Annotated in this window: 26 protein-coding genes and 1 tRNA gene; 3 read left to right on the top strand and 24 right to left on the bottom strand. The window is 56.2% G+C overall.

Going from position 1 to position 22000, the window contains the following annotated elements:
• Nucleotides 1-78 precede the first annotated feature (78 nt).
• From AAC019_RS01695 to AAC019_RS01595, 21 genes are all read right to left on the bottom strand, one after another.
• Complete coding sequence (locus AAC019_RS01695; protein ID WP_339896818.1) at nt 79-1305, bottom strand: beta-ketoacyl-ACP synthase; 1227 nt, start codon at nt 1303-1305, stop codon at nt 79-81.
• Nucleotides 1302-2525 (bottom strand): beta-ketoacyl-ACP synthase, encoded by a 1224-nt coding sequence (locus AAC019_RS01690; RefSeq protein ID WP_339896817.1) that lies wholly within the window; start codon nt 2523-2525, stop codon nt 1302-1304. Before AAC019_RS01690 ends, AAC019_RS01695 begins: the two co-directional genes overlap by 4 nt.
• Nucleotides 2525-3250, bottom strand: a complete 726-nt coding sequence (locus AAC019_RS01685; protein ID WP_339896816.1) for a 3-ketoacyl-ACP reductase FabG2 — start codon at nt 3248-3250, stop codon at nt 2525-2527. Before AAC019_RS01685 ends, AAC019_RS01690 begins: the two co-directional genes overlap by 1 nt.
• A gap of 19 nt (nt 3251-3269) precedes the next feature.
• Entirely contained in the window at nt 3270-3743 is a 474-nt protein-coding gene (locus tag AAC019_RS01680) for a hypothetical protein (protein ID WP_339896815.1), read from the bottom strand.
• Nucleotides 3740-4918: a beta-ketoacyl-ACP synthase gene (locus AAC019_RS01675; protein WP_339896814.1), complete on the bottom strand. Its 1179-nt coding sequence runs from the start codon at nt 4916-4918 to the stop codon at nt 3740-3742. The genes AAC019_RS01680 and AAC019_RS01675 overlap by 4 nt, the downstream gene beginning before the upstream one ends.
• A 2-nt stretch (nt 4919-4920) precedes the next feature.
• Nucleotides 4921-5406 (bottom strand): hypothetical protein, encoded by a 486-nt coding sequence (locus tag AAC019_RS01670; RefSeq protein WP_339896813.1) that lies wholly within the window; start codon nt 5404-5406, stop codon nt 4921-4923.
• A gap of 27 nt (nt 5407-5433) precedes the next feature.
• The gene (locus AAC019_RS01665) at nt 5434-6681 is read right to left on the bottom strand and encodes an NAD(P)/FAD-dependent oxidoreductase (RefSeq protein ID WP_339896812.1); all 1248 of its coding nucleotides are present in this window, start codon (nt 6679-6681) and stop codon (nt 5434-5436) included.
• Between the two features lie 10 nt (nt 6682-6691).
• Nucleotides 6692-9025, bottom strand: a complete 2334-nt coding sequence (locus AAC019_RS01660; protein WP_339896811.1) for an MMPL family transporter — start codon at nt 9023-9025, stop codon at nt 6692-6694.
• A 4-nt stretch (nt 9026-9029) separates the two neighbouring features.
• Nucleotides 9030-9593: an outer membrane lipoprotein carrier protein LolA gene (locus tag AAC019_RS01655; protein ID WP_339896810.1), complete on the bottom strand. Its 564-nt coding sequence runs from the start codon at nt 9591-9593 to the stop codon at nt 9030-9032.
• Nucleotides 9594-9697: 104 nt separating this feature from the next.
• A complete protein-coding gene (locus AAC019_RS01650) occupies nt 9698-10147 on the bottom strand; it encodes a thioesterase family protein (protein WP_339896809.1) in 450 nt (149 codons plus the stop codon).
• On the bottom strand, nt 10137-11696 hold the full coding sequence (locus AAC019_RS01645) for an aromatic amino acid ammonia-lyase (RefSeq protein ID WP_339896808.1): 1560 nt from the start codon (nt 11694-11696) through the stop codon (nt 10137-10139). The genes AAC019_RS01650 and AAC019_RS01645 overlap by 11 nt, the downstream gene beginning before the upstream one ends.
• Nucleotides 11686-12636: a hypothetical protein gene (locus tag AAC019_RS01640; RefSeq protein WP_339896807.1), complete on the bottom strand. Its 951-nt coding sequence runs from the start codon at nt 12634-12636 to the stop codon at nt 11686-11688. Before AAC019_RS01640 ends, AAC019_RS01645 begins: the two co-directional genes overlap by 11 nt.
• Nucleotides 12629-13396, bottom strand: a complete 768-nt coding sequence (locus AAC019_RS01635; RefSeq protein ID WP_339896806.1) for a glycosyltransferase family 2 protein — start codon at nt 13394-13396, stop codon at nt 12629-12631. The genes AAC019_RS01640 and AAC019_RS01635 overlap by 8 nt, the downstream gene beginning before the upstream one ends.
• On the bottom strand, nt 13393-13740 hold the full coding sequence (locus AAC019_RS01630; protein ID WP_339896805.1) for a hypothetical protein: 348 nt from the start codon (nt 13738-13740) through the stop codon (nt 13393-13395). The genes AAC019_RS01635 and AAC019_RS01630 overlap by 4 nt, the downstream gene beginning before the upstream one ends.
• Nucleotides 13740-15125: an AMP-binding protein gene (locus AAC019_RS01625; RefSeq protein ID WP_339896804.1), complete on the bottom strand. Its 1386-nt coding sequence runs from the start codon at nt 15123-15125 to the stop codon at nt 13740-13742. The genes AAC019_RS01630 and AAC019_RS01625 overlap by 1 nt, the downstream gene beginning before the upstream one ends.
• Complete coding sequence (locus AAC019_RS01620) at nt 15122-15682, bottom strand: hypothetical protein (protein ID WP_339896803.1); 561 nt, start codon at nt 15680-15682, stop codon at nt 15122-15124. The genes AAC019_RS01625 and AAC019_RS01620 overlap by 4 nt, the downstream gene beginning before the upstream one ends.
• Nucleotides 15679-15927 (bottom strand): acyl carrier protein, encoded by a 249-nt coding sequence (locus AAC019_RS01615; protein WP_339896802.1) that lies wholly within the window; start codon nt 15925-15927, stop codon nt 15679-15681. The genes AAC019_RS01620 and AAC019_RS01615 overlap by 4 nt, the downstream gene beginning before the upstream one ends.
• A gap of 11 nt (nt 15928-15938) precedes the next feature.
• Nucleotides 15939-16196, bottom strand: coding sequence for a phosphopantetheine-binding protein (locus tag AAC019_RS01610; RefSeq protein WP_339896801.1), 258 nt, complete (start codon nt 16194-16196; stop codon nt 15939-15941).
• A complete protein-coding gene (locus AAC019_RS01605; RefSeq protein WP_339896800.1) occupies nt 16189-16971 on the bottom strand; it encodes a lysophospholipid acyltransferase family protein in 783 nt (260 codons plus the stop codon). The genes AAC019_RS01610 and AAC019_RS01605 overlap by 8 nt, the downstream gene beginning before the upstream one ends.
• Complete coding sequence (locus tag AAC019_RS01600; protein WP_339896799.1) at nt 16961-17707, bottom strand: beta-ketoacyl synthase chain length factor; 747 nt, start codon at nt 17705-17707, stop codon at nt 16961-16963. The genes AAC019_RS01605 and AAC019_RS01600 overlap by 11 nt, the downstream gene beginning before the upstream one ends.
• A 102-nt stretch (nt 17708-17809) precedes the next feature.
• Nucleotides 17810-18103 (bottom strand): hypothetical protein, encoded by a 294-nt coding sequence (locus AAC019_RS01595; RefSeq protein WP_339896798.1) that lies wholly within the window; start codon nt 18101-18103, stop codon nt 17810-17812.
• A gap of 40 nt (nt 18104-18143) precedes the next feature.
• Between AAC019_RS01595 and AAC019_RS01590 the strand changes: the two genes are divergently transcribed.
• From AAC019_RS01590 to AAC019_RS01580, 3 genes are all read left to right on the top strand, one after another.
• Nucleotides 18144-18575, top strand: a complete 432-nt coding sequence (locus AAC019_RS01590) for a hypothetical protein (protein ID WP_339896797.1) — start codon at nt 18144-18146, stop codon at nt 18573-18575.
• A gap of 4 nt (nt 18576-18579) precedes the next feature.
• A complete protein-coding gene (locus tag AAC019_RS01585) occupies nt 18580-19293 on the top strand; it encodes a 4'-phosphopantetheinyl transferase superfamily protein (protein WP_339896796.1) in 714 nt (237 codons plus the stop codon).
• 74 nt (nt 19294-19367) lie between these two features.
• The gene (locus AAC019_RS01580; RefSeq protein ID WP_339896795.1) at nt 19368-20294 is read left to right on the top strand and encodes a hypothetical protein; all 927 of its coding nucleotides are present in this window, start codon (nt 19368-19370) and stop codon (nt 20292-20294) included.
• Nucleotides 20295-20661: 367 nt separating this feature from the next.
• Here AAC019_RS01580 and AAC019_RS01575 read toward each other — a convergent pair.
• The 3 genes from AAC019_RS01575 to tpiA all read right to left on the bottom strand — a co-directional run bounded on the left by AAC019_RS01575 (nt 20662) and on the right by tpiA (nt 21968).
• Nucleotides 20662-20746: transfer RNA gene (locus AAC019_RS01575), tRNA-Leu, on the bottom strand.
• A 13-nt stretch (nt 20747-20759) separates the two neighbouring features.
• Nucleotides 20760-21161: a preprotein translocase subunit SecG gene (gene secG, locus AAC019_RS01570; RefSeq protein WP_339896794.1), complete on the bottom strand. Its 402-nt coding sequence runs from the start codon at nt 21159-21161 to the stop codon at nt 20760-20762.
• Nucleotides 21162-21182: 21 nt separating this feature from the next.
• Nucleotides 21183-21968 carry a triose-phosphate isomerase gene (gene tpiA, locus AAC019_RS01565; RefSeq protein ID WP_339896793.1) on the bottom strand — a complete coding sequence of 262 codons (786 nt, stop codon included), beginning with the start codon at nt 21966-21968 and terminating at the stop codon, nt 21183-21185.
• Nucleotides 21969-22000: the final 32 nt, after the last annotated feature.

Genomic DNA, 22000 nt, shown 5'->3' with positions numbered 1-22000 from the left:
GACTATAGAGTCAATTGTGCAAATGAACAATGTAATACCCACGCCTCACGCCGCAAAGCGCGGCACAAGGAGCAGCACTTACGGGGTGACGCGAAAGATCAAAGAGGTGTTGATGCCACCAAAGGCAAAATTATTACTCATTAACGTATGGCCGTTGGTGGCGCGGGGGGCACCGGTAATATAATCCAGCGGCGCGCAATGAGGATCAATGTGAGATAAATTTAACGTCGGTGCCAGCCAGTGCTCGCGCATCATTGCGATCGAGGCCCAGGCCTCTATGGCGCCACTGGCACCTAACGTATGCCCCAGGTGGCCCTTTAGACTACTGACAGGCACCGTGTTGCCAAACACCCGTGCCGTGGCCAAGCTTTCGGCGACATCCCCCCACGGGGTCGCGGTGCCGTGAGCATTAATGTAAGCAATATCCTGTGGCTGACAAGCGGCATCGCTTAGCGCTAGCTCCATGGCCGTTTGCATACTGTCGGCGTCGGGCTGGGTTATATGAGCGCCATCGGCGTTAGTGCCAAAACCTATTACCTCGGCGTAAATGGTGGCGCCTCGCGTTTGTGCGTGCTCAAGCGATTCAAGTATCAGCGTTCCCGCCCCTTCGCCAATCACTAAGCCATCGCGGTACTCGTCAAACGGACTGGGGGTAATTGTCGGTGTCGAGTTTTTCGTGCTGGCGGCACCAAAGGCATCAAACACGGCCGCCTCGGAGGGGCACAACTCTTCGGCGCCGCCGGCGATCATCACAGTTTGAGTGCCGTTTTTAATCGCCTCGTAGGCGTAACCAATGCCCTGACTGCCCGAGGTACAGGCAGATGAAGTGGTGTACACCCGGCCTTTAGCACCAAAAAAAATGCTTACATTAACCGCCGTGGTATGACTCATCATCTGCACATAAGTGGTAGCGGTCATGCGGCTTAAATCGTGTTTGGCAAGTTGCTCGGCAAACTGACACGTCGCTACCGTACTACCGGTAGAGGAGCCATAGGCAACCCCACATTGACCACTACTAACAATCGGGTCGTCCGCCAGCCCGGCATCTATTAAGGCAAGCTCGGTAGCGCGCGTCGCAAGCCGGGCCACTCGCCCCATGCCGCGCACCTTTTTGCGCGGGTAATAGCCCGGTATCACAAAGTCATCGACTGGACCGGCAACCTGAGTATGCAAGCCTTTGTACTCGGCCCACTCGGGCATCGCGCGAATGCCGCTGCGGCCACTTTTTAACGCCGCGGCCAAGTCCGGCCAGCCGGTGCCCACCGAGGTCACCCCGGACATACCCGTAACCACCACGCGGGTCATGGGCAGCGCTTAATAATCAACGAAGTGTTGACCCCGCCAAAGGCGAAGTTATTACTCATCACATAATCGCAATTGATGGTGCGGCCTGCGCCCTGAATATAATCAAGCTCGCCACACTCGGGGTCGATGCGCTCGAGATTAATGGTGGGAGCAAACCAGTCGCTGCGCATCATTTCTAAGCTCATCCAGGCCTCCAGCGCACCACAGGCGCCCAAGGTGTGGCCGATATAACTTTTTAACGAGCTAATCGGCTTGCCCTCGCCCAGCGCCGCCACTGTGGCCCGGCTCTCGGCAATATCACCTTTGGTAGTAGCGGTACCGTGGGCATTGACGTAGCCGATCGCGTCGGCACTGATGTTGGCATCTGTCAGCGCCAGCTGCATCGCGGCTGTCATTGTCTGGGCACTTGGCTCGGTCACATGGGCACCATCGGAGTTGGTGCCGTAGCCGACGATCTCACCCAAAATAGTCGCCCCGCGGGCGCGGGCGTGTTGGTACTCTTCCAAAATAAGTGAGCAAGCGCCTTCGCCGATAACCAAACCATCGCGCCCGGCATCAAACGGGCGCGGCGTTAGGCGGGGCTCGTCATTGCGGGTACTGGTGGCAAATAAAGTATCAAACACCGCGACGGGGGTTACGTGAAGTTCCTCGGCGCCGCCGGCCACCATAACATCTTGCATACCGTATTTAATCGCCTCGTAGGCGTAGCCCACCCCCTGACTGCCAGAGGTGCAGGCCGATGCGGTGGGAATAATGCGGCCCTTCATATTAAAAAATAAACCGATGTTCACCGTGGCCGTGTGCGTCATGGTGCGCAGGTAAGTAGAAGCGGTTAAATCGATGGTGGTTTTATCGGTGACTACGCGGGTTAACGCCGGCACATCGGCCGGAGTGCCGATACACGAGCCGTAAGAGACACCCGTACTGCCGTTGGTTAAACAGGGGTCATCCACCAGCCCCGCCTGGGCCAGCGCTTGCTCGGTGGCGCTGACCGCCATCACCGATACGCGGCCCATACTGCGCAGCTTTTTGCGCGGATAATGGGCCGGCGTACTAAATTCAACCGGCGCACCTAAGCGAGTATTAAGCCCTTCAATATCATCCCACTCATCAAAGCGCTGAATTTTATTGTTGCCGGCGGCAAGCGCGGTTTGTACATCAGGCCAGTTGTTGCCCAGCGCACTCACGGCGCCCACACCGGTAATCACGACCCTGCGCATCAGAGCATCCCACCATTGACGGATATGACTTGCCGGGTAATGTAGCTGGCCGAATCGCTCATTAGATAACCCACTAAACTTGCCACCTCGCGCGCTTCGCCAAAGCGCCGAAGCGGGATCATTTTTTTCGCTTCATCGGCAAACACTTCATCGATCATGTCGGTTTCGATAATACCGGGGGCGACACAATTCACGGTAATTTTGCGCTTGCCAAGCTCCAGCGCCAACGCTTTTGTGGCGCCAATCAGCCCCGCCTTAGTCGCGCTGTAGTTTACCTGACCACGGTTGCCGGCAAGCCCGGCAACCGACGACAAGGTAACAATACGCCCGCCGCTGCGCGCCTGTACCATGGGCATTACCAGTGGCTGAACCACATTGTAAAACCCATCGAGATTCGTGTGAATCACGCTGTCCCAATCGTCATCGCTCATGGCCGGAAACGCATTGTCGCGGGTGATACCGGCGTTGCAGACAATACCGTAAAAGGCGCCGTGTTCGGTCACCGCAGCCTGCAGTGCCGCACGGGTCTCACGGCGGTTGGCAACATCAAAACACAACAACCCGGCGTCGCCACCGAGTGCGCGAATGTCTTCCACAACTGCCTCGCCCTGAGCGCGGTTGGTACGACAGTGTACGGTAATGGCAAAGCCCTGACGTGCCAGTTCCAACGCGATTTCGCGACCGATGCCACGGCTCGATCCGGTAACCAATACCCGGCGACTCATGGTGTTACTCCTTATAATATTAATGGTTAGCGTCCGGGCTTTGCAGAGCCGGCTCGGTTGCCGCCATATAGGCCGCAACGTTATCGGGCCGGTAGGCGGTAAAAATTGCCTCGGCGATTAACTCTGAATCCCGGTAAATACGACCGGTAAAAGCCACCAGCGGGCCGTCAATTAAATCGACGTGCACCGAAATACGCAGAGTGTCATTAAGCGCAAACAGTGGTTGGTGCGCGGTGTATTGGCGCGAGCTAATTAAAAAAGCCGGCTCGACCGGACGGCCGGCCTGAGCATCTTCCAGCCCCACCCATACCGCGGCCGCCTGGGCCATATACTCGATTCCCGTCCAGGCGGGTACACCGCCACGTGCCGCATCGTAAAACATATTGTCGCTGTTAATACGGGCCGAGACTTCCACCTCAAGGGGGCTATTTTTGACGAGGGTATCCACCAAGCGTATGGGCGGTTGATGCGGAATATAATTGGCCAGGCTCACGAGCGTGCATCTCCCAGCAGCACTGCGGCATTATTACCGCCAAACGCAAACGAATTGCTCAACACAACCCGTGGTGAGGCCGGCAACAGCAAGCTGTTACGCGGGGCAAAATACAACTCGGGCAGCGCCGGGTCGGGTTGATTATCCCACACATGAGGCGGGGTGCAGCTCTCGGTTAACGCCAGCCAACACAGCGCCGCTTCGGTTGCCCCGGCCGCCCCAAGGGTGTGCCCCAGCTGTCCTTTACTGCTACTGCACAAAGGCTGATGGCTAAACAATCGCGCCACTACCGCCGACTCCATCGCATCGTTAAGTGGGGTGCCCGTACCGTGCAGGTTGATATAGTCCACCTCGTAGGGCTCGCAGCCAGCGCTTGCCAGTGCCGCGCGAATAGCCGCCTCGGCGCCGGCGCCGGTGGGGTCTGGCGCGGAGATATGATGCGCATCGGAGGAGGCCCCGACCCCCAATAATGCCACGTCGTAAAGCAGCGGCTCGCGCGTGACCAGAAAAAAAGCCGCCGCCTCACCAATATTAATGCCCGAGCGATTAACGCTAAAAGGCTGGCAGGGCTCCGGGCTCACCGACTCAAGTGCGGCAAAGCCATTCACCGTTAGGCGGCACAGGCTATCGGCACCGCCGGCGATCACCGCATCGGCCAAGCCGGCATCCAATAGGCGCTTTGCCGAGCCTAACGCATGGGCACTGGATGAACAGGCGGTGGACAGCGTATAAGAGGGGCCCGCGGCACCCGTTAACCTGGAGACTAACGCGCACAGGTTGCCGATTTCCTGCTGGCTATAGTGGTAGTCGGCGGGCAGCTCACCGGTTTGCATCAGCGCTTTAATCGCGGCCTCACCCTCGGCGATACCCGAGGTACTGGTGCCTGCCACCACGGCGACGCGGTGAGCGCCATAGCGCTGCACGGCCAGCTCAACCGTCGAGCTAATTTGCTCTAAGGCGGTGGCAGCCAGGCGGGCATTGCGACAATCGAGCGCTTGTAGCTCAGGCGGCAATGGCGCCAGATCGGCGGTTACCGGTGCCGTATAGGTTGTGCGGCCAGGTACCCAGTCGCATAGGGCAAGCGCCCGCTCGCTGGCAAACAACGCCTGACTAACCGCCTTTTGCCCGGCGCCCAACGCATTGACCAAACCCAAATCTGTAAGATATACCGCCATGATTATCTCTTAAGGGGCACAACGCTGACGCGGCCGCCCTGTTGTGGCAAGTGATATTGTTGCGCCTGCAGAGGGCTCCAGCGCCACACGCTGCGCCCGCTCTGCGTCAAGGTTATCGTGCTACCGACTTGCTGTAACTGCAGGCCGGCACTCTCAGCACACTCTTTGCGCGTTTGTTTCGGTAAACTCCACCAATAATAACCCCACACCAGCGCCTGCGGGTCTAACCCCCGGTACCAGGGTGAGACATCAAGCTGCAACTGTCCGGCGTTAAGCGTGGCACTAAATTGCGGCGAGCCGATAGTGTCCAGCGCAACAAACACCGTCTGGGCGTTATGGCGCTCGGTACGCAACAACAAAGGTTGCTCGCGCTTATTGTAAGCCACGGTTACGCGCGCCGTGCTATCGTTGGCAGGCGCGCAAACCTCGCGCTCGCTAAAGGGTGGCACGCTGGCGCATGCGCTCAGCAGCACAACACTTGTTATCATACCTAGCCGCTGGCCAATTCGCATGGGTTAAGCCTCTTCCGGCCGACAAAATTGGGCCAGTGCGTTCATGCGGCGGATGGGGTCGGCCACAAAGGGGTTAGTTTTGTCCCAGGCGTAACCGGCCAATACCGACGAGATCATATCGCGCACACTGGGCACCTGACCGGGGAAAAAGATAATGTCTTGAAATAACCCCTCGTACCAAGCCTCGACAAACACCCGAAAAGTATCCACCCCCTCGCGCAGTGGCTGCTCGTAATCGCGGTACCAGTCGACCGGCTCCCCTTCTAATTGACGCACCAAAGTCGCCACCGCCGTACTGGCCGAGCGCATAGCGATGGTAATACCGGACGAGAAAATAGGATCGAGAAATTCACCGGCATTACCCAACAACGCATAGCGCTCGGTAGCCAGATGCTTAACGCTGCGCGAATAACCAGAGAGTTTATTAACTGGCATAGGCCACTGGGCGTTGCTGAGTAAATCCGCCAACACCGGCGCCTCGGCAATCAGCTCGCGTAGCAATTGCGCGGGAGTTTCACCCCGGCGTCGGGCGAGCTTTGCCTCATCGACAATAACACCGCAGGAGCACTTACTGTCGCTAAGGGGAATTAACCAGTACCAGATATCCCGCTCCGTGGGGTGTACCGTCACTAAAATTTTATCGCGATCAAACGCCTCAGACGTAATGCCATCCAACACATGGGTAAAAAACGCCTGGCGTACCGGAAAATCGGACGGCGTTTCTAACTCCAGCAGGCGAGGTAGTACCCGACCAAAGCCACTGGCATCCAACACATAGCGACAGTCAAGGTGGCTAATACTCTCGTCCTCGGCGGTGACGGTTAAGCGCGAGCCGGTGTCGGTTTCGGTAAAGCCCGTGATGGACTGGCCAAAGCGAATATCCACCCCACGGGCGGCAGCCTCATCGGCGAGCAATTTATCAAATTGTGCGCGCTCTACCTGAAACGTAGTGCCGGGCCCCGGGGTAAACTTTTCTTCAAAATTAAACCAGGTATAGCGATCGCCCCAGCCGAACGCAGCGCCATTTTTAAAACGAAACCCAGCCGAATTCACCACATTGAGAAAGCCTGCCTCTTCCAGATACACCATGCACTGGGGCAACAAACTCTCACCAATAGAAAAGCGCGGAAAGTGCTGCCGCTCAAGTACCCGCACTTGGTAGCCTTGTTGCTGCAGTAACGTGGCCGCCACCACCCCCGCCGGGCCGGCACCAATAACCACAACATCTAACGGTTCGTTTGGCTCTGCCATAGTCATTCCATTACGCTTTATTTACGGTTCCTGCCACTATTACCAGCGGAGCCAATAAGTAGGCCATAACAATACCCAGTAACACGGTTAAACCAAAACTGTGGATCGCTGCCGTCGCCGAAAGGGCCAAAAGGCCAAACGATAACACGGTGGTTAAGGTCGATAAACCAATGGCCAGCCGTGTACCCAGCTGCTCAGAGTGGGCCTCGCGTAAAAACAAGGTGTAATCGATACCGATGCCCAACACCAGTAACAATGCCATTAAGTGGAACACATTTAATGCACTTCCTGCCACGCTAATCACCACCAGTGCCAAGGCGCTGGCCAATGCCGGGGGCAAAATAACCATGAGCGCACCAAGCATTGTGTAACGGCGCGCCAACAGCAAGGCAATAATGACGTAAGCCAACAACAACAGCCCCGCGGCACTGTGCCGATAATGCTCTAACAGTTGATCGGTGCGTGCTACCGGGTCGACCAGACTCACACCATCGAGCCCGGCCAACGCTTGACGCACGGCCGCCACATTGAGGGGCATCGTTAAACTCAGCGCGCTAAAGTGCTTGCCATCGGCGCTAAAATACAAAGGTAAATCAGGCCGCTCGGCCAGCACGCGCTGCATGTGCTCAAGCGTTAACAGCGGCGGGGACGACACCGCCTGCTGCATTTTTTGTCTGGCACTGTCCGTCAGCTGTAATTGCCGGGCAAGCTGCTGTAAAGCACCGCTGTCGATTACGGCACTTTGCCACAGCGCTTGATTCTGTTGTTGTTGCCGCACCGAAGGCAGCACCCGGGTTAGCGCGTCAAACCCGGCTAATGCCGGGCTACCCTGCAGGGGCTCCAGCCGCGCTACCGCCTGCTCTACCCGGTGCATTAATGCTTCTCCACTCGATGCCTGCAGCAATACATACTGCAACGCTGTACCGGCACCTAAACTTTCGCGCACCCGAGCTTCCATTTGCACAAGCTCGGGGTCGGGCTGTTGCATCTGGCGGATGCTGTCGCTGGTAGGCGCCAGGCTCAGCAGAGCAATTAACCCCAGTAGCAACACCAATAGCCAGCTGCGCCGGCGGGCCAATGGCCGCAAAGCACGTTCATGCACGCTCACCAACCGGCGGATAAAATCTTGTAACCGGGCGGGCATAACCCGCCCGGGCGCCTTCGATAACAGACTTGGGTAACAGCACAACACCGTAGCCAGGGCGGTAACCAAGCCGGTACTCGACAGCACCGCAATTTGTGTAAACCCCGGAAACCCAGCCGCCACAAAGCTCAAATACCCCACCACACTGGTGCACAACCCAAGCGTTAGCGGCGCCAGCAAATGTCGGGTGCCGCGTGTCGCCTCCCACTTCTGGCCGCAGGCCAAACGCGCCGAAAAATAATGCAAACCGTAATCGATCGCCACCCCAACCAAGGCCGCACCAAATACCAGCGCCATGACATGAACCGCACCAAACACCAAGGCGCTGGTTGCCAGGCCCGCCACCACACCGGCAGCCAGTGGCACAAAGGCCAGCAGCAGCAGCGCCGGACTGCGAAATACCAGCAATAACAAAGCAACAATCCCCAGCAGCGAGCCAAACCCCACGGTGGAGACTTCGCGGCGCGCCTGATCGGTGCCCGCAAGGGTGTAAAACAGCGCGCCGGTTTTAAGCACTTCAGCGCCCGGCAATGTACGCCAGAGAGTCTCGGCCGCTTGTATCGCCGTGCGGGCCTGATTTTGGACTGTAACGTTAAAGGGCGAGCCGGTTAACTCAAGCGCCAGCACAAAATAACGCCGCTGATCGAGCACAACATAAGGGTTGCCGGAGGAATCGATTTGAATATTACTCTGGGGTTGAGTCGCGCGGGTGAAGTCGGCCAGAGAACCCAGAGGATCATTTATCAACGCCTCGGCACTCACACCGCCTGGGCGGGTAAACAGACGGCGCTTTGCCTGCTCAACCAGCTGTTCAGTACTGTCTTGCTGCAGCCGCTGGCGCCACAGAGGGGTTAACAATAGGGCATTACGCCCCTGATAAAGCGAGGCGAGCGACGCAGGCGCATTAGCGGCCTCGGTTAACTGAAAACACTCGCACGCGCTAAGTGCTGCGCGAACCTCGGGCAACTGCTGCCGGGCGGCGTCCGGATCGTCAGCCCCCAATAACAGCGCCACCCGGCGCTCAAAACGAGAGGAAAACGCCTGCTCAACCCGGGCCTCGGCACTGCGTGAATCACCATCGGGAAACAGCGCCAATATATTACTGTCGAGCGATAATTGCGGCAATTGCCAAACGGCCAACAGCAGCATCAGCAGCAACCACAAGCCACTTAAACGACGCGCGAGCAGTAAGCTATTCACCAGGCTACTCAGCCTGAGGTTTGCGCGGGTAGGAAAAATTTAACACAGTGTAATCATCACCAGGCTCGGTCAGCGTCACCTGATTAATAAGCCCTTCGCGACCCTGCACGATGATATGCGCTAAAAGCGTTTGCAGACGTGAATCCTCGGGAGTCAAACCGATCACCCAGTGCTCGCCCGTTTGCTCGGGCGTTAATAACGACACCGCAAAATAACTGTTCAAATCTTTTAGGCTAAGCTCAAACAACCGACTAAACATCTGAAAAAAACCGTATAACGAGGGCTCGGAGGCGGCGCTGATGATTTCTGTTTTACCTTCCATTGTACGGGTTAACTCGCCCTCGGCCATGGCGTAAGCCACGGCAAACGGCTCTTCAATATGCCAATGAATATGACCATCGGCCGTCAGGTTAAATCGTCCGGTGGAAATCATCGGCTCGCGCAATATAGCCAAGTACTTACGCTGCTCTATCGTCCCGGCAACGGGTAGATTTTCCCGCAACTGATCGGCAATGCTATTGAGCGCGCGGGCCTCGGCGGTACCGGCGACAACTGGATGCTCAAACACCCCTTGCGCCTTAACTCCCATTGATAACAAGCACCATAGCAGCGCGACAGCCAGCGCGAAGGCTGAAACAACGCGTGGCGAAAACCGTAAAGTACGCGTGTGCATCATTGATCTCCCTCGCGCCGGTAGCGCGCTAGCTTTTGTTGTAGGATATCGGGCAACGCAAAACACATCTCGCCACTATCGAGCGCTACCGCCACCTGCACGCTATAGCCCTTGGTCAGCACCTGGGCGGTTTCTTCATCGACAATTCGGTAGTCTATTTTTAAGCGCACATCCGACTCTGACAAAGTCGCCTCGACCCGGATGGCCCGGTTAAAGGTGGCGGGTTTAACGTATTTTAAACGGACATCGACCACGGGAAAGCCATAGCCAGACTCGCGCATGGCGTGGTAGTTATAGGCAATTTTATCCAGCAGTGCGCAGCGGGCATCTTCAAAATACTTAAGGTAGTGACCGTGCCAAACAATATCCATGCTGTCGACGTCGTAAAACGGCACCCGTAAAACCACGCTCGCCGTTACCGGGCTTTGCTCACACTCTTTATGGCTCATTGCGGTATAACTCCCAGCGCTGCGCGCGAATGGCATTTACCGTTTGCCGCAGTACACTCTCCAGCGGGCGATCTTCGGTGACGATGGCAAAGTCCTCGCGCACGGCTGTCATCATATCGGCTAACGGCTGAGTAATTGCACTCTGATCAAAATCGTCTTGTTGCTGGCGCAAGTACAACGCCTGGGTCGCGGCCAACACGCCGGCCGCCACTACCTGTTCGGTAAGCTCTAACACCCGCTCGCAGTCGCGAGCGGCAATAGTCCCCATACTCACCTTGTCCTGGTTGTGGCATTCGGTGGAGCGCGAAAAGACACTGGCGGGCATGGTGTTTTTTAGCGCCTCGGCGGTCCAGGCCGAGGTGCCAATCTGTACCGCTTTAAAACCGTGGTTAATCATGGCGCGCTCGGCGGTCGCGCCTGACAAATTCGACGGCAAACCATTATTAAATTTAACATCCATCAGCAACGCCATCTGCCGATCGATCAAATCGGCCAAATTGGCCACGGCCACTTTGAGTGAATCCATGGCAAAGGCAATATGACCGCCGTAAAAATGCCCACCGTGCAATACGTGTTCGCCCTCGCCATCAATAATCGGGTTATCGTTGGCGCTGTTAAGCTCGGTCTCAATAAACTGTCGCAGCCAGGGTAAGGAATCTTGCAGCACGCCAATAATATGCGGCGCACAGCGCACCGAGTAGCGATCTTGCAACCGGTCAGAGTTGCGCTCTAGCTCGTGGGCATTTAAATCCGAGTGAATCCATGCGGCAATTTGCCCCTGCCCCGGGTGGGGTTTAACCGCAAACAAACGCGCATCAAAGTGATTGGTGTTGCCCTTTAACGCGACACTCACCATGGCCGTCACGCGGGTGGCCAGGCGGGCCAAATACTGCGCGCGATCAAACGCCAAACAGGCCACCGCCGTCATAACGGCGGTGCCATTCATAACCGCTAACCCCTCTTTAGGCATAAGCTTTAACGGGGCCAAATTGTGCTCGCGCAACACGTCAGCGGTAGCGCGCTTTTGCCCCTTCACCGTCACTTCGCGCTCCCCCACCAAGGCGGCGGCCACGTAAGATAATGGCGTAAGATCGCCGCTGGCTCCTACTGAGCCTTCCTCGGGCACCACCGGCACAATATCGGCGTTGATGTAACTCACCAACTGCTCAAGTAATTGCTCGCGTACCCCCGAGTAACCCTGACACAGTGACGCTAACCGGGTGGCGAGAATCGCGCGCCCGTGGCTTGGGTCAAACTCGCGCCCCAACCCGCAACCGTGAAAGCGAGTTAAATGCAGCGGCAGCTCCTCGACTAAGTGAGGGGGGATAGAGACGGTACAAGAATCGCCATAGCCGGTGGTAACGCCATAAATCACGCCCTCTTCACGCCATAAATTATGCACAAAGCTGGCACTGGCATTAATGCGTTGGCGTGTTTTAGGATCGTCGGTTAACCGGGCACCATGGCCGTTGGCAATGGCGACAATATCTTCAATAGTGATGTGCCGAGCGCCAAACTCAATTTTATCGCGGGGCTGTTTATGGCTCATTGGGTACATCACTCCTGATACGATCATCAATAGGGCATTCATCGCCCCAGTAATCAAAAAAGTTAAACCACTGTAAAGGGTAGCAGCGGCAGAGCCGCTCAAGCTCGGTGATATAGTCGCGCAACATGGCCTGACACACCGATTCGCGTTCGGCGCGCCGCACACGGCCCCCTTCGCGCAGGGGCACTAACTCGGCACAATAGCCGTTGCCACGATCAAACCCCGCCAAAAAAAACACCGGCGCATCCAGTAGCAAAGCCAGCCAAAAAGGCCCCGAGGGAAAGCGCGCTTCGGCACCTAAAAACGGCGCTGTAAAATAGCGCGAACTATTACCCGGCGGTAAACGGTCGGCGAGTAAAATTAAAAATTCGCCATCATCCAATTTTTCTTTTAAGGCAATCGCGGTGGCGGGGGTAATATCGCTTACCTGAATAAGGCGCACGCCCGACTGTTCGCTGGCACGCTCCATCAATTTATTAAACTTGGCGGTATTGGCGTTGTGTAAAATAACATTCAGTTTCAGCGAGCCATCGTTTTCTACCACCGCGCGACACATCTCTAAATTACCGAAGTGTGCCCCGAGTAAAATGCCGCCTTTTTTTTCACGCTGCAGTTGCAGCAACTGTTGATGCCCGGAAAAATCCACATCATGGCGTTGAATGCGTCCCATCCAGGCGTCCAGCCGGTCCATTAACGCCCGGGCAAACGCCAGGTGATGCTGCCACACCAACCTGGCACTGGCCTTTTTGCCGGTAGCACGGGCCAAATACCGGGCGCTGTGACGCCGCACCGAGGCGCGGGTAATATAAAAATAAGAAACCACCAGGCAAACCACCGGGTACACCAGCACCCGGCCGCCAAAGCGATACACAGAAAACAGCAACTGCATACCCAGGGCACTGCCGCGCTCACTCGCCTGGGACCAGTGTGGCTCAGTCATGTGCGCCCCTCAGCCAGCGGTATAAGCGCCGTCCCAGTAATGCCGGAGAGCGCACCAACATACCCACAACCAAACGCGTGTGCATCCAGCTTATCGCCAGGTTATCGCCCCACAGGCGAAAGTTAGACACACCATGCTCTGGGTAGACAACCCGGGTAGGCACATTGACGATGGCGACCCCGCGCCAATGCAGCCGCACCAATACCTCGGTATCAAAATCCATATGCGAGCCCAGGGTAACAGCGCGGGCAAGGTCTAATGTGGGCGCTATAGGGTAGACCCGAAAACCGCACATAGAGTCGCGAATATCCAGCGATAAGGTTTCGATCCACACCCATACATGGGTTAAATAACGGCAGTACAACCGCACCTTTGGCACCGAGCCATCGTATTGCGGCACACCCGCGATGATCGCCCCGGGGGCTCTGTTGGCTGCGGCAAGTAATCGGGGCACATCCTTCACATCGTGCTGACCATCGGCATCGATTTGCAGCGCGTGAGAAAACCCCAAACGCTGCGCGTGTTGCATACCCAACAAAACCGCGCTGCCTTTACCGCCGTTGGGAAACTGCTCGCACAGCTCACTGCCGGTTTGCTGACACAACTGCCGCAATGTGGCGCTGGCCTCGGCGTCGCCACCGTCATTCACCAGCACGCAACAAATACCCTGTTCACGCAGCTGGCGCACACAGGGCCCCACTAAGTGGGCGTGGTTGTACACCGGAATCACGGCGCAAAAGTTAAGGCCAGGTTCGCTCACGATAGCTCCCGAACATTAATGGCGCCGCGCGAGCAAACACCATTGGGCATACGATAGACAAATTTTAAACGACCTTGATCGCGCTGGTATTGCACGGTTAACTGCAAGGTAACGGGCGGGCGCACAAGCTGCAAAAACTTATTGGACGCTAAACCCAAAAACTCAAACCGCCGCTCCAGCATTTGCTCGGCAAAACCGAATACCCACCCCACCTGAATAACCCCTGCCAAAACGGGTAAGCCATCAAAGTGACCCGCAAAACAAGCGTCTTGTGGCTGCAGTTTTAGGCTGACACAAAACTCGTGATCGCTTAGCGAGCTTGTGACAGGTTGCGGTAACAGCATTACTTTTGGCGCTCCTCTAAGCAGCGGACAATGTCTGCCATGGGCAGTTTGCCCTGAGCATTACTGGGTAAGTTATCAAAATACCTCCAGCGCCGCGGCAGCAGTGGCCGATCAAAAAAATCGGCCAAATAATGCCGCAGCAGGGTGTTTAACTGATGTTTCCCGGCGCGTAGCTGTTGCTCACCACAAGCGGTTAAGGTTGCCAATACGCCCACCTCATCGCGCCGCCCACGGATGACCGCCGCACGGGCATGATCAATCCACGGCGACTCGTTAAGCCGCGCCTCCAGCTCGGTCAGTGACAGACGCTTGCCCTCCACCTTAACCACCGTATCAATCCGGCCCAACAATTCAAATCCACCACCGGGCAGCAGGCGAATTTTATCGCCCATCTCAAAGCCCTCGGGGGCATTTAAGTGCTGGCTTTTAACCAGCAAACACTGCCGCGGCGACTGGGACAGCGCCACATCACTCAGCGGTTGCCAGTGCGCCGAACCATTTTGCCGCCGCCAGGCAACGCCACCGGTCTCGGTACTGCCCAGCACTTCAATAGGCGCATACCCGAGCTCACTGGCAACATTTTTAGCTGTCAGGCCGGACAACAAACCGCCGGAAGAAAAAACCTCCCGCAACTGCGGCACAACCCGTCTAAAGTGTGGCGAAGCCGGAATACGGCCCAGATGGGTGGGGCTTGCCACCCACACAGCCGGGCCATAGTGGGCGAGCTGCTCGATCAAATGTTCGGGGAACTGCACCGGCGAAACAACAAAGGCCGCACCGCGCGCGAGTGGCCATAAAAGCACGTGCAGCAGGCCGTAAATATGGTGATGGGAGACACTGGTCACCACCGGCGTCGTACCAAGCGCGGGAAAATCCCGCTGTAACACAGCAACCTCAGCCTCAAGCTCGCCCAAGGTTTTATGCACCGGTTGCGGCGCACCGGTAGAACCCGAGGTAAATAACGTAATATCCACAACCCCGGTTACAGGCGCCGAGTGAATGTTAGCCGGCGCGCAGTCGGACGCCTGTGCCTGACTGATCAGTTCGCTGGGTAAACATTGAGGGCAATCGAGTGCGGCTTGCGGCTGGTCACTGATTAACGCATCAAAGTGTTGCGCCATTTGCACGCTACTGCCGGCGTGTAAGTTATGTGGCAAAACAATGTGCTTACCACTTAGCGCAAGCGCTAAAAAAGCCGTTAAAAACTCGTAACTATCGGACGCCCAAAGGGCGACCCGGCACGCAGCTAGCGGTGCGACTGCCGCGGCCAAGGTCAGGACGCGCTGGCGCAACTGATCGGCCGTGACCGCCCCTTGTGCGGTCCATGCAACCACTTGCGAGCCGCCCCCCAAGCCGATTTCCCTGAAATTTACCGAGCTGTTCATAGCGCGTGTTTTTTATGGAAGATCAATATTCGATAAGCGTATTCAACGGCAAACAATAAGCCTATCGCAAAATAGGCGAGCAAACCGTTGTATAGCGCCCAAATCTCGCGGCTAAAAAACAGCGCCGTAACCAGCGCGATACTGGCGTTAACAATAAAAAAAACACACCACAAACGGGTAACAGCGATGGTATAGCGCTCAACCACGGAGGGCAGGTTGCCATGATACTCAAAGGTGGCAGCGCGGGTTGGAATACTGGGTGGGCGCCACAAGGTGTAAGCAAAATAACTCGCTAACCCGATGTTGATACCAGCGGGTAATAATTTTAATAAAGTCTCACTATTTACCCACCAGAGCAAAGCTGCCCCGGCCAACATAAAGGCCAACAGCAAGCCGCGCTGCCACCAGGCACGGGCCACCAACACTAGCCGCAAGAGGTAAGCACAGGCAAATATTACCCCCAGCCAGCGCGGCTCAAACCACTGGGCACCAAAGTACACCAGCGGCGGGTACAGCAGCAGTATTAATGCGACTATTACCCCAAGAAAACGCATCAACCCTTTCTCATAAGCTCATCGACAACATTAACCGCATCGCCAATGGTGCGCACTCCCTTAAACTGCTCGGGCTTTAACTGCTTACCGGTAACGCTGTGAATTTTGGCGGCCAAGTCGATGGCATCGATGCTATCAAAATCTAAATCCGCGTACAGATCAGCATCCAGCGAGAGATCATCCTCGTCAATCATAAACGATTTAACCAGAACGGATTTTAATTCAGTGTAAATTTCGTCTTTTGTCATGAAAATCTCTACTAACCTTGTTGCGCCATCACAAAATCACGCAGCGAGGCAACACTGCGAAAGTGCTCTTTATTTTGCTCTGAGTTTGCATCGATCTTTACCCCAAAGCGCTTTTGCAGCGCCAAGCCAAGCTCTAACGCATCAATTGAGTCCAACCCCAACCCCTCACCAAACAGCGGCGCATCGGTATCGATATCGGCCACGGTGATATCCTCCAACTCCAACTCTTCGATGATCATCCGCTTAATGTCTTCAGCCATATCAGCCATAACGCTTTAATCCTTCCTCAAAATAGCTTTCTAGATGCCTTGTAAGCAGCCGCGCTGCCCGAGGCTTATCCTCAAAGTCATCAACCAGTGTCTGCGGCTGTAACAGCTCGGCAAAATAAATATTGATCTCGGCCCGCCTTGGCGGTATCCGGTACCAGGGTGCTCCCTTGGTTAATGTCAAAGGATTACAGGTGATAAACGTCGTCAGTATCGGCGCGCCAGTACGTACTGCAATGTTGGCAAAGCCGCGTTTAAAACTCGGGGCCTTACCCGCAGCGGTACGCGACCCCTCGGGGAAGATCAATACCGCCTCGTCGCGACTGAGCGCCTGCTGGCAACCGCGCAGCAGGCGCTCACCACTGTCGTTACTGATAAAACCGGCGGCGCGCATAACCCCCTTTAAATAGCGGTTGCGCCACAGCTCCCCCTTTACCACGCAATTGGCCTGAGGCAGTTTGGCAAACAGTATGACCACATCAATTAACGTCGGGTGGTTAGCAACGACTAAACAACCGGGCGACTGGGCCAGCAATTCGCTGTTATGTAATGTGACCCGAATTAACCCAAACAGCTGCATCAGCTGTACAAAACCGGCAAAGGTGCGCTGTTGCAGGCTGCGCACCCGGCGTGCTTTTTTATCTTTAGCCCCCGGCAAGGCGTAAATTACCGGAAAAACCAACAGCGACTGCAACAGCCCACCGGCAAAAAAAAAGCTAAAACAAAAACCCGTAGCCGCAACCCGCCAGCATCTGTCCAGGCGAGTTTTAAACCACATAATCGCGCCGGCCCCAGCTCCAGGTAGTGCCCCCGGTGTGGTAGCGCATTTGCGGCTCAAACGAAAACCACCAGGCGAGAAACGCCAGCAACATCGAGCGCTCATCATCGGCCCCGGTGTCGGCCTCACAGCGCAAGCTCACGGGCACAGCCCCTTCCACCGGTTTACGCTCCAGCACTAAGGCCACTGACGCGGGCATATCAATCTCATCGGCAAATGGCGTGTAAGGGCCACCCAGAGGCTCGTCCGTGTGAACCAACAAAACACGCGGTGCTCCGGTGGCTAAATGTGTAACCGCCTCTATCCACGCTTGCGCCAGTGTCTCTCGTCCTGCGGCCAGCGCCACCGATGGCATGTGTAGCTCGTGCAAAATTGTAAATAAGCCCAGCGCCGAGTTGTGCACAGAGAGGCTAAAAGCATTGGGTGACAGCGTCTGCCCCGCCGCCAGCGACTCAAGCAGGCTAAGCGTGCGCTGCGTATCACCGTGACGGGAGCTGAAAATTACCGGAGTCTCTGCACTTAGGTGTTTTGCACAGGGCCCCGCCACCTCTAGCGCCTGACGCCCCCAGCGAGTCAATCGCCGCCGGGTCATAGCCGGCACGTCAGCAGCGGCCGGACGCTCATCGGAGGTTACCGGGCAGGGGTTATCCGACCAGATAGACCAGGCGGCGGGGTTTTCTATTCCCGGCGCCCATGCTCTGACGTCTGACACCCACACAAGCATTGAATCACTCAATTGTCGCCACCTCCTCTCACCCGCCACAACGGGCAAATCGGGCGACATTTTACACCACCTTGGGGCTTATTGGCACGCCGGGCACAGCACCTAAAGGCATGTTTATTCCGTTGCGAGCACTACCGAAGCCTCCAGCACCCGCCCCTCGTCATGACTGAGCCGGACACTCAGGCGAGGCCAGCGCTGATCATCGACGTTAATGCTAACCAACTGGCCCGGCAACACCGGGGCAATAAACTTAACTTTCCTTATCTCGATAACCGGGCTGGCCGGAAAACGCCCGAGCAAATAAGCGTGTATTTTACCCAGCAGGTACGCACCCGGCACCAATGGGTAGCCAGCAAAATGGCCCTGCACGCATAAATCAGACGCCACAACACGAAATTTCTCTGACATCGGTTATCATGCCCCTATCACTCAGATTGCTGTGAATTTTATGACTGCGACAATCGCGCCCAACATCGCCGATCTCATCCCTCACCAAGCACCCATGGTGCTGCTGGATTCTATCATCCGCTGGGATGAAGGGTATATTCTCTGCCGCGCACTATCTCACACCCAGTCGGACAACCCCCTCCGTGATGCTGGCAAATTGTCAGTCTTTGCGGGCGTGGAGTACGCCGCACAAGCCATGGCAGCCCACGCGAGCTTGCGCACCGACGGTCAACCCGCCCAGCGCGGCATGATTGCAACCGCCTCCAGGTTAACCCCAGCGTGCCAGTGGTTAGACGAGTACCCCGCGCCACTTTCGGTGCGGGTCGAGCTATTAGCGAGCAACACCACCAGTTCTATGTGCCAATTTCAAATCGCCAGCGACACCAGCCAGCTGCTCAGCGGCCAGCTAACCGCGCTTAGCAGCCAGAGCTAACGCTATGCCAACCAGAATTTGGCTTAGCCCTAGCAGCTTGCTTACCGCAGATAGCGCTCTGGCCGGGCGCTGGCTTCAGTTACTGAGCGAGCCAGAGCGCGAGCGCTTGGCGCGCTACCGCACGGAGCCACAAAAACACGCCTTTTTAAGCAGCCGGGCCCTGCTCCGCAGCGCACTAGGCACGGTTTGCAACATGCACCCCGCAGAGCTGAGCTTTACCGCCAACACCGCAGGCAAGCCCCGGCTAGCATTCGACCAATCACCACACTTCAGCCTGAGCCACAGCGGTCAGTGGATGGCGCTGGCCATTGATGATCAGCAGCCCATTGGCCTGGACTTGGAGCACCCGCAAAAAACTCGCGACATTATGGCCATTGCGCGCCACTACTATCACCCGCAAGAGACGCAGCGCCTGGCAGAGCTTGACGAGCCCGCCCGCAACCGCGAGTTCTACCGTCTGTGGACGCTCAAAGAGGCTTTTTTTAAAGCCCGGGGCACAGGTATATCCGAGGGGTTACACCGCATCTGTATCAACCCGGGCGCAGGGGTACCGACGGCATCATTCGATCTTCCTGCACTCGGTGCGCCCCGGCCAGAGCATCTTTACTATCGCTTTCAGCCCGCCGGAATTCAAAATGTGCATTTAGCACTCGCCCGCCCCCAGGCATCCAGCGCGCCGGAGATAGCGATTTTTTCGAGCAACCATTTAATCATTTAAACGTCAGCAGCGCGGTTAGCACTCCACTACACTGTAGGGGTAAGATCAATCATCGGGATCACAGCCAACCGCCAATGCACTCATACCGCCGCCTTAATACAAAAATCGCCACAAGAGTATGGCAACTTTGCTGGTGGGTATTGCTTGCCTGCCCGGCCACCTACAGCCACGCCGATAACCTCTCGCCTGCAAAGGTAACGAGTTATCAGTACCGCACCCCAGGGACATCCGCCGATCACCGTTTTGACTACGAGATGGAGCTACTAAAGCTCGCCCTAACAAAAACCGTTGCCGAGTTTGGCCCCTATGAGCTGACACCGGCAGCACCAATGAACCTTCCCCGCGCTATGGCACTGGCCAACGGCGAGGACAACCTGATATTCAAAACCAGCTACACTGAATCGCTCACCAAAAATTTTTATTATCCGCCCTACCCGATCGACAGAGGTATTTTCAGTTACCGGGTTTGTTTTGAAAATAAAGCCGCCGCGCAACACACCAGCGCGCTTACGCAGCTATCGCAGCTACAACAACTTACTATTGGTCAGGGCGTGGGCTGGCTGGATAACGACATACTCACCCATAACGGCTTTACCGTTATTGAAGCCACCACCTATGAAAACCTTTTCCCTATGCTCGCCGGTGGGCGATTCGATTTATTCTGCCGCGGCATCAGCGAAGTACAGTCCGAGTGGAACAACTTTGGCCAGATAGGTGGCTTTGCCATCAACCAAACCTTCGCCCTCTACTACCCACTGCCCCGGTTTTTCTGGATTCATAAAAGCAAGCCGGAGGCGTACGCACGAATTAACCGCGGCTTACAACTCGCCTACACCGACGGCTCGGCCCTTAAGCTTTGGCAGCGCCATTATCAAGACGCCATGAAGGCCACTGATCTAAGCAGCCGGCGCATATTTATTTTGCGCAACCCCTACTTAAACAACATTAACCCGCAATACAAACCGTATTTTTTGGGCCGCAAAGAACTCAAAAATCATTAATCGCCGACAAAAAAGCCCTCCTCTTTTGTAAAGAGCTTTCTTATAAGGTGGTGCCCACCGATTTGCGGGAACGAATCAAGATAGCGCGAATGCGCCGGCTCGCAGAGCCGAGCCACTCGGGGGTGGCGAGTCCACGCCGGGCCCTGGTCCGACCTGACATACATAAAGAAAAAGCCCTTCACTTTCGTGAAGAGCTTTCCTTTAAGATGGTGCCCACCGATTCGTCGGGAGCGAATCAGGACAGCTCGAATGAGCTGGCTCGCAGAGCCGAACCACTCGGGGGTGGCGAGTCCACGCCGGGCCTTGGTCCGGTCTGGCACACATAAAGAAAAAGCCCTTCACTTTCGTGAAGAGCTTTCCTTTAAGATGGTGCCCAAGGCCGGACTTGAACCGGCACGGCTTACGCCACTACCCCCTCAAGATAGCGTGTCTACCAATTCCACCACTTGGGCAAATACTGTCTGCTTACTGCTCGCTGGCCGGTGCTACCGGAACTTCATTGGCCGGCTCGCTTTGCTCTACGGCTGGCACGTCAGAGGTGGCAGGCACATCGGAGTCAGCGTCTGCAGCCGGGACATCGTTTACAGCGGCGCCGGATTCTATCACGGCTGGAATTGCGTCGTCAGCTATCGATGAGCTGTTTTTTGCAATAATCGCCAGGCCAAAACTGGTGCAGAAAAACACAAACGCAAAAACAGCAGTGGCCCGGGTGAAGAAGTTGCCGCCACCCTCACTACCAAATACCGTTTGCGATGCACCGGCACCAAAAGAAGCGCCCGCTGAGGCACCTTTACCTTGCTGCATCAGGATCAATGCAATAATGGCGAGTGCCGTTAAGATATGAATAATAAGTACTATTTTTTCCATTACTCCGCTCTCTTTACGAGCTTACTGTGTAATGCCAGTAGCAACCTGTTCGGCGCTCTGACATATCGCGATAAATTCTTTTGCGTCTAACGAGGCGCCACCTAACAGCGCGCCATCGATATCCGGCTCACCAAACAAGCTCAGTGCATTGCTGGCCTTAACACTGCCGCCATAAAGTATTACTAAGCTATCACCCTGCGCGCCAAACTGGTCGCGAATAAAGGTGTGAACCTCCTGGGCTTGCTGCGGAGTAGCGGTTTTACCAGTACCCACGGCCCAAATAGGCTCGTATGCCACAACGGCGCGACTAAACGCCTCAAGGCCTGCGGCCTCAATCACCACCCGCAACTGCTGGCCAATGGTGTCTAGTGCGTGTCCTGCAGCACGTGCCTGCTCGGATTCACCCACACATAAAATGGGGGTTAAGCCGCTCTCTTGCGCTGCCAGAAACTGCTCGGCCACATACAAGTCGGTTTCAGACTGCATGCGGCGGCGCTCGTTATGCCCAACAATCACATATTTGCAGCCGACATCCGCCAGCATCTGCCCCGAGATCTCACCGGTGCAAGCACCGTTTGAGCGCGGGTTAAGGCTTTGTGCCCCGACAACCAGCGCGCTGGCTGTAAGCGCCTCTGCCACTTGCGGCAAATACAAAAACGGCGGACAAAGCGCTACATCGACGTGCTGTAGCGGACACCAAGCAGATAAAATTGCCTGCAGCAGCTGGTCGTTAACGGCGCGCGAGCCGTTCATCTTCCAGTTGCCGACGACCAACTTGCGTCGATCTCCTCTGGACTGCAATCCCACTTTGGTGTCCTCCGTAAAACGGCCGCCAATGG

The sequence above is a fragment of the uncultured Gilvimarinus sp. genome (assembly GCF_963975215.1).
In the GTDB taxonomy this organism is placed as follows: domain Bacteria; phylum Pseudomonadota; class Gammaproteobacteria; order Pseudomonadales; family Cellvibrionaceae; genus Gilvimarinus.
Note: the sequence above shows the minus strand (reverse complement) of the source record. Positions and strands in the feature narration are given on the sequence as shown.

Bases quoted from the DNA above. Each gene is read 5' to 3' on its own strand.
- AAC019_RS01695 (WP_339896818.1), bottom strand. From the start codon at position 1,305: ATGACCCGCGTGGTGGTTACGGGTATGTCCGGGGTGACCTCGGTGGGC.
- AAC019_RS01615 (WP_339896802.1), bottom strand. From the start codon at position 15,927: ATGACAAAAGACGAAATTTACACTGAATTAAAATCCGTTCTGGTTAAA.
- AAC019_RS01580 (WP_339896795.1), top strand. From the start codon at position 19,368: ATGCACTCATACCGCCGCCTTAATACAAAAATCGCCACAAGAGTATGG.
- AAC019_RS01585 (WP_339896796.1), top strand. From the start codon at position 18,580: ATGCCAACCAGAATTTGGCTTAGCCCTAGCAGCTTGCTTACCGCAGAT.
- AAC019_RS01605 (WP_339896800.1), bottom strand. From the start codon at position 16,971: ATGTGGTTTAAAACTCGCCTGGACAGATGCTGGCGGGTTGCGGCTACG.
- AAC019_RS01645 (WP_339896808.1), bottom strand. From the start codon at position 11,696: ATGAGCCATAAACAGCCCCGCGATAAAATTGAGTTTGGCGCTCGGCAC.
- AAC019_RS01675 (WP_339896814.1), bottom strand. From the start codon at position 4,918: ATGGCGGTATATCTTACAGATTTGGGTTTGGTCAATGCGTTGGGCGCC.
- AAC019_RS01685 (WP_339896816.1), bottom strand. From the start codon at position 3,250: ATGAGTCGCCGGGTATTGGTTACCGGATCGAGCCGTGGCATCGGTCGC.
- AAC019_RS01670 (WP_339896813.1), bottom strand. From the start codon at position 5,406: ATGATAACAAGTGTTGTGCTGCTGAGCGCATGCGCCAGCGTGCCACCC.
- AAC019_RS01595 (WP_339896798.1), bottom strand. From the start codon at position 18,103: ATGTCAGAGAAATTTCGTGTTGTGGCGTCTGATTTATGCGTGCAGGGC.
- AAC019_RS01690 (WP_339896817.1), bottom strand. From the start codon at position 2,525: ATGCGCAGGGTCGTGATTACCGGTGTGGGCGCCGTGAGTGCGCTGGGC.
- AAC019_RS01625 (WP_339896804.1), bottom strand. From the start codon at position 15,125: ATGAACAGCTCGGTAAATTTCAGGGAAATCGGCTTGGGGGGCGGCTCG.
- secG (WP_339896794.1), bottom strand. From the start codon at position 21,161: ATGGAAAAAATAGTACTTATTATTCATATCTTAACGGCACTCGCCATT.
- AAC019_RS01665 (WP_339896812.1), bottom strand. From the start codon at position 6,681: ATGGCAGAGCCAAACGAACCGTTAGATGTTGTGGTTATTGGTGCCGGC.
- AAC019_RS01630 (WP_339896805.1), bottom strand. From the start codon at position 13,740: ATGCTGTTACCGCAACCTGTCACAAGCTCGCTAAGCGATCACGAGTTT.
- AAC019_RS01640 (WP_339896807.1), bottom strand. From the start codon at position 12,636: ATGACTGAGCCACACTGGTCCCAGGCGAGTGAGCGCGGCAGTGCCCTG.
- AAC019_RS01650 (WP_339896809.1), bottom strand. From the start codon at position 10,147: ATGAGCCATAAAGAGTGTGAGCAAAGCCCGGTAACGGCGAGCGTGGTT.
- AAC019_RS01610 (WP_339896801.1), bottom strand. From the start codon at position 16,196: ATGGCTGATATGGCTGAAGACATTAAGCGGATGATCATCGAAGAGTTG.
- AAC019_RS01590 (WP_339896797.1), top strand. From the start codon at position 18,144: ATGACTGCGACAATCGCGCCCAACATCGCCGATCTCATCCCTCACCAA.